Origin of the sequence: Bradyrhizobium algeriense (genome assembly GCF_003062295.1) — a bacterium.
In the GTDB taxonomy this organism is placed as follows: Bacteria; Pseudomonadota; Alphaproteobacteria; order Rhizobiales; family Xanthobacteraceae; genus Bradyrhizobium; species Bradyrhizobium algeriense.
Genome location: NZ_PYCN01000175.1, coordinates 1 through 756, shown reverse-complemented (window position 1 = coordinate 756; position 756 = coordinate 1). Strand labels below are relative to the sequence as shown.

1 protein-coding gene is annotated in these 756 nt (G+C 56.5%); it reads right to left on the bottom strand.

Translation table 11 applies throughout. The annotated features are described in order from the left end of the window. Positions 1-398: 398 nt before the first annotated feature. The coding region (locus tag C7G61_RS42960; protein ID WP_244608793.1) for an SAM-dependent methyltransferase at positions 399-756 on the bottom strand (358 nt) is incomplete at its 5' end.

The window sequence follows — 756 nt, the reverse complement described above, 5'->3', positions numbered from 1 at the left end:
CGGTTGAGCATAGCGCATTGGAGGATTGGGATACGGTCGGTTCATCAAGTCTCGGGCAGAGTGTGTGAGCTGCAGATTTCTATCCTTTACGATAAAGCGATCGTAACATGTCCATCCCACGAAATAGGGTCGTATGAGAAACTTATTCCAAATTGCGTCTGCAGATCTGAGATGCCTTGTCTATCTCATGACGAAACCAGTAGAATCCAAAGGAGATGATATCAGACACTGATGATAACATGGCTCGCGGACATTCGCGCTCATGGCGCAAGATGAATCTTGGAATACTCCTTTTCTGGCTCACCGTCGGAGCGGCTGTTGCGGGCAGGATTGCTTATTTTGATCAGATTGCAGCGGCGGCATCGGCCCAGCCGCTGCGAGAAAAGCGGTAGTCGCCGTCAGTGTCCCACGAGTGTCGGGGCCGACAGTTCGCTCTTCGATACGAACCGCCTTTGCCCATTGCGGGCGGTGAATGTGCTGCTCGCGTGAAGCGGGCATTCCGGTGGTGCGGCGACGGACGCACCAATAGCAATAATCAATGGCCCGGCTCCGGGCAGAGGAATGCCGCGAGCAACATCCTTGACGGTCGAGTGTGTGTTCTCCTGATCGTCTCTCGACACATTGCTGATCGCGACGACAGGCGTCGCGGGAGGCAGGCCGCTCTCGATCATCCGGGTCGCCAACTTCGATGCCGTGCGCCGGCCCATGTAGACGATCGTCGTCGCCTGCGGGTCCGCCAATGCCGCAAGGTTCAGG